Source organism: Hoeflea sp. BAL378, from assembly GCF_000759435.1.
In the GTDB taxonomy this organism is placed as follows: domain Bacteria; phylum Pseudomonadota; class Alphaproteobacteria; order Rhizobiales; family Rhizobiaceae; genus Hoeflea.
In genome coordinates, this window is the sequence record NZ_JRJG01000212.1 from 1 (window position 1) to 4,455 (window position 4,455).

Genomic DNA, 4,455 nt, shown 5'->3' on the forward strand with positions numbered 1-4,455 from the left:
ACGTGCGCGCTTCCGAGGCAGCGCGCGTGTCAGATGGATCTCATCCGGTTCGCCTTGGCGACTAGAGGCGGTTGCGTCCCGCCACCAGCCAGATGATCAGGCCGATCACCGGCAGGAGCAGGATGATCAGGATCCACAGGAGCTTGCTGCCGGTCGAGCCGCCGCCCTTGATGATCTGCAGGATCGCCCAGATGTCGAGGATCAAGATGATGATGCCCAGAATTCCGCTGTATTCAAAACCCATTGTAAAACTCTCCAAAAATATCGCGCCGTCAGGTGGCGTTGCATCTTTCAAACGGTTTGATGCGAAATTGGTTCCATCGGCGGTTCAAACGCGCGCCGCGCGGGCTTCGACCTGCCGCGGAGGCGCCCGGGCCGACCGGTAGCCGCGCCTGCCCGTGGGGGAGGGCGCTTTCCCTGATCGCCGTTTCGCGCTATCCCCTTGGCCAGACAGGGCCGCTCCGGACTAAGCGCCGGCGGGCCCGTGACGAGAGGCAGGGTTGTGGCAAAACCGTTCACCCGCAAGGGCAGCGTCCAGATCGCCGAGATCGCCAATGGCCTGATCGATCCGATCCTGGCCAGGCGCGCCGGCATCAACACGCTGCTGCTGGGGTCCTGGGACGAGATCGCCGGCGAGCAGTTCGCCGGCTGCTCGCGGCCCGAGCGCATCCGCTGGCCGCGCCAGGACGGACCCGACGAGACCGGCGGCGGCTTTTCCCCGGGCGTGCTGACGGTTGCCTGCGAGGGCGCGCGCGCCCTGTTCCTGATGCACCAGGAGGCGGAGCTGATCTCGCGGGTCAACGCCTTCTTCGGGTTCCGGGCGATCGCGCAGATCCGTATCGTCCAGAAGGCGATCCACACGCCGACCAGGAAGCCGCAGGCGCGTCCGCTGGATGCCGGCGAGAAACGCCGGCTCGCCGGCATGCTGGAGACGGTCGAGGATCCGAGGCTCCGCGAGGCGCTCGAGCGCCTAGGCGCGGGCGTCATCAGCCGCCGGCCCAGGCGTCCGCAGTGACCGGTCGAGACCCCCGTCGTCCCTCCGATCACGGGTCAGTGATCGGGGTGCACTTGTTTGGCCACATTTGACGTTATAGGAGTCGGGGCGGAACCCATGACCCGGAGCTAGCGCCGGGGCGAGTGGCGCGGGCAGGACACGATCCCGGTTTTGAGCGCGTGAACGATGTTGAATCAAAGAATGGATGATGAGCATGTTTCCTTTGACGTCCCGACTGACCACCGCCGCCGCCGTATCGTTTCTCGCACTGGCATTGACGGCCTGTTCGGACTCGTCTGACCAGGCGACGCAGGCCACCGACGCGCCCGCCGCGACGGTCGCAACCGAAACCGCCGCCGCTCCGCAGGCCCCGCAGGCGGTGTCGCAGGAAGTGACCGGCTCGACCGCGGCCGCCGTGGAAGCGCCCAAGGCCGACGGTGACGTCGACATGGCAAAGGTGCTGGAGCCCGGCCCGCTCAAGGAAATGACGCTCGGCGCCGAAGATGCGCCGGTCACCATCGTCGAATACATGTCGATGACCTGTCCCCATTGCGCCGATTTCCACGAAAGCAATTTCCAGCCGCTCAAGGAAAAATACATCGACACCGGCAAGGTTCGCTTCATCCTGCGCGAGTTTCCGTTCGATCCGCGCGCCGCGGCGGCAATCATGCTCGCCCGCTGCGCCCCCGAACCGCAGTTCTTCCCGATGGTCGATGTGCTGTTCAAGCAGCAGCGGACCTGGGCGTCGGCCCCCGATGGCCGCGAAGCGCTTCTCCAAATCGCCCGATTGGCGGGTTTTACACAGGAGTCCTTCGAGGCTTGCTTGACGAACCAGAAGCTTCTGGACGATGTGAATGCTGTCAGAACCAAGGCCGCCAACGAGTTTGGGGTGCAGTCCACGCCAACCTTCATCATCAACGGCAAGCGGTATCCGGGGAACATGTCGATTGAACTCATGTCGGCAATCATCGACCCGCTCCTCTAGGCGGGCAACGCGCACCGTCCTTCCGCGAAGCTTTTGCGGAAGCGGCCTTGCCGTGCCGATGTGCCTGCGTGACCGGGAGGCCCGGTCATGAAGTTCAACAAGCTTCGCGTCCTGGGCTTTAAGTCCTTTGTCGAACCCACCGAATTCTTCATCGAGCCGGGGCTGACCGGCGTGGTCGGCCCCAATGGCTGCGGCAAGTCCAATCTTGTCGAGGCCATGCGCTGGGTGATGGGCGAGAACTCCTACAAGAACATGCGCGCCTCGGGCATGGACGACGTGATCTTCTCGGGCTCGGGCAACCGGCCCGCCCGCAACACCGCCGAGGTCGGCCTCTACCTCGACAATTCCGACCGCACCGCGCCCGCCGCCTTCAACGATACCGACGAGATCCAGGTCACGCGCCGGATCGAGCGCGAATCCGGCTCCGTCTACCGCATCAACGGCAAGGAGGCGCGCGCCAAGGATGTGCAGCTCCTGTTCGCCGACGCCTCCACCGGCGCCCGCTCGCCCTCGATGGTGGGCCAGGGCCGCATCGGCGAGCTGATCCAGGCCAAGCCCCAGGCGCGGCGGCAACTGCTCGAAGAGGCCGCCGGCATTTCCGGCCTGCATTCGCGCCGCCACGAGGCGGAACTGAGGCTGCGCGCCGCCGAGACCAATCTCGAGCGCCTCGACGACGTCACTTCGGAACTGGAATCCCAGGTCGAAAGCCTCAAGCGCCAGGCGCGCCAGGCCAACCGCTTCAAGATCCTCTCGGCGGAAGTGCGCCAGGCCGAGGCGACGCTGTTGCATCTGCGCTGGTCGCTCGCCAAGAGCCAGGAGGGCGAGGCCGAAAGCGCGCTCGCCCAGGCCACCTCGCTTGTCGCCGAACTCGCCCAGGCGCAGATGGAGGCCGCCAAGAACCAGGCCATTGCGTCGCTCAAGCTTCCCGAACTCCGCGATGCCGAGGCCGCGGCGGCAGCCGCCCTGCAGCGGCTGCAGATCGCCCGCACCCAGATCGACGAGGAGGCCGAGCGCATTGCCCGCCGCCGCGAGGAGCTCGACCGGCGGCTCGCGCAGCTCAAGGCCGACATCGAGCGCGAGGAGCGGCTGATCGCCGACAATGCCGGCATCATGCAGCGGCTGTCGGAGGAAGAGGCGGACCTCAGGCTGGCGCTCGACGGCTCGGGAGACCGCTCCGCCGCGCTCAAGGCCGCTTTCGAGGCGGCGCAGGCGAGACTCACCGAAAGCGAGGCCTCGCTCGGCATCGTCACCGCCGAGCGCGCCGAGGCCGCCGCCGAGCGCAGCCAGCTCGACCGGGTGATCCGCGAGGCGGGCGATCGCAAGGCCCGGCTCGAGCGGCAGATCGCCAGCCAGGACGCCGATCTCGCCGGCCTCGCCCAGCGCATCGCCGGCCTTCCCGATCCCGCCGCCAAGCGCCAGGAGTCCGAGGCTGCCGAGAAGGCGCTCGCCGATGCCGAGGCGGCGCTGACGCGGATCGAGGCTTCCCTCGAGGCCGCGCGCACCGCCGAAGCCGCCGCGCGCCAGCCGGTGACCGAGGCCAAGGCGAAGCTCAACGCCATCGAGACCGAGGCCAAGACCATCGCCCGCATGCTCAATGCCGGGCAGGGGTCTGACCTGTTCCCGCCGGTGGTCGAGAAGATCAAGGTCGACCGCGGCTACGAGACCGCGCTGGGCGCTGCGCTCGGCGACGATCTCGACCTGCCGCTCGATCCGGCCGCGCCCGCCCATTGGGCGATGATGCGCGCCGACAGCGCGGATCCCGCGCTGCCCGACGGCGTCACGCCGCTGTCGACCCATGTCCGCGCGCCGCAGGAACTGGCCCGCCGTCTGGCCCAGATCGGGCTGGTCGCCGACGCCGATCACGGCCGCGCGCTGCATGCCGTGCTGAAGCCGGGCCAGCGGCTCGTCACCCGCGACGGCGCGATCTTCCGCTGGGACGGCTATGTCGCCTCCGCCGACGCGCCGACGCCGGCGGCGTTGAGGCTCGAGCAGAAGAACCGGCTGGCCGAACTCGATGCCGAGGTGGTGGAGGCGACCAAGACGCTGCGCCAGGCCGAGGAGATGCTTGCAGGCAGCGAGGCGGCCGTCGCCGCGCGCGCGGCCGAGGGCCGCACTGCGCGCGACCTGATCCGCGACGCCAGCCGCAATGTGAGCCGCGCCCGCGATGAACTGGCGAGCGCCGAACGCGCCTCGGGCGAACTCGCGAGCCGCCGCGCGGTGCTGACCGAATCGCGCGCCCAGGTCGGCGCCCAGCTCGCCGAGACCATCTCGGCGCTCGAAGAGGCCGCCGAGGCGCTCAAGGCCTGCCCGGACCTCTCCGAGCTCGACGCCGCGCTGACGCAGGTCAATGCCGAGGTCGCCACCGATCGCGGCGCGCTGGCCGAGGCCCGCGCCGCCCATGAGGGGCTGGAGCGCGAGAACCAGGCCCGCGCCCGCCGGCTTGATGCGATCGCCTCGGAACGCAAGAGCTGGACCG

Annotated in this window: 4 protein-coding genes; 3 read left to right on the top strand and 1 reads right to left on the bottom strand. The window is 68.6% G+C overall.

Features of this window, described 5'->3' with window-relative positions; all coding sequences use genetic code 11:
- Positions 1-61: 61 nt before the first annotated feature.
- Positions 62-244: a PLDc N-terminal domain-containing protein gene (locus LL06_RS25275; protein WP_035533616.1), complete on the bottom strand. Its 183-nt coding sequence runs from the start codon at positions 242-244 to the stop codon at positions 62-64.
- 258 nt (positions 245-502) lie between these two features.
- On the opposite strand from LL06_RS25275, the gene LL06_RS25280 reads away from it, so the two are divergent.
- From LL06_RS25280 to LL06_RS25290, 3 genes are all read left to right on the top strand, one after another.
- Entirely contained in the window at positions 503-1,015 is a 513-nt protein-coding gene (locus LL06_RS25280) for a DciA family protein (RefSeq protein ID WP_035533618.1), read from the top strand.
- Between the two features lie 187 nt (positions 1,016-1,202).
- On the top strand, positions 1,203-1,979 hold the full coding sequence (locus LL06_RS25285) for a DsbA family protein (RefSeq protein ID WP_173426135.1): 777 nt from the start codon (positions 1,203-1,205) through the stop codon (positions 1,977-1,979).
- An 87-nt stretch (positions 1,980-2,066) separates the two neighbouring features.
- Positions 2,067-4,455, top strand: a 2,389-nt coding sequence (locus LL06_RS25290) for a chromosome segregation SMC family protein (RefSeq protein ID WP_035533622.1), incomplete at its 3' end; no start/stop codon positions are given.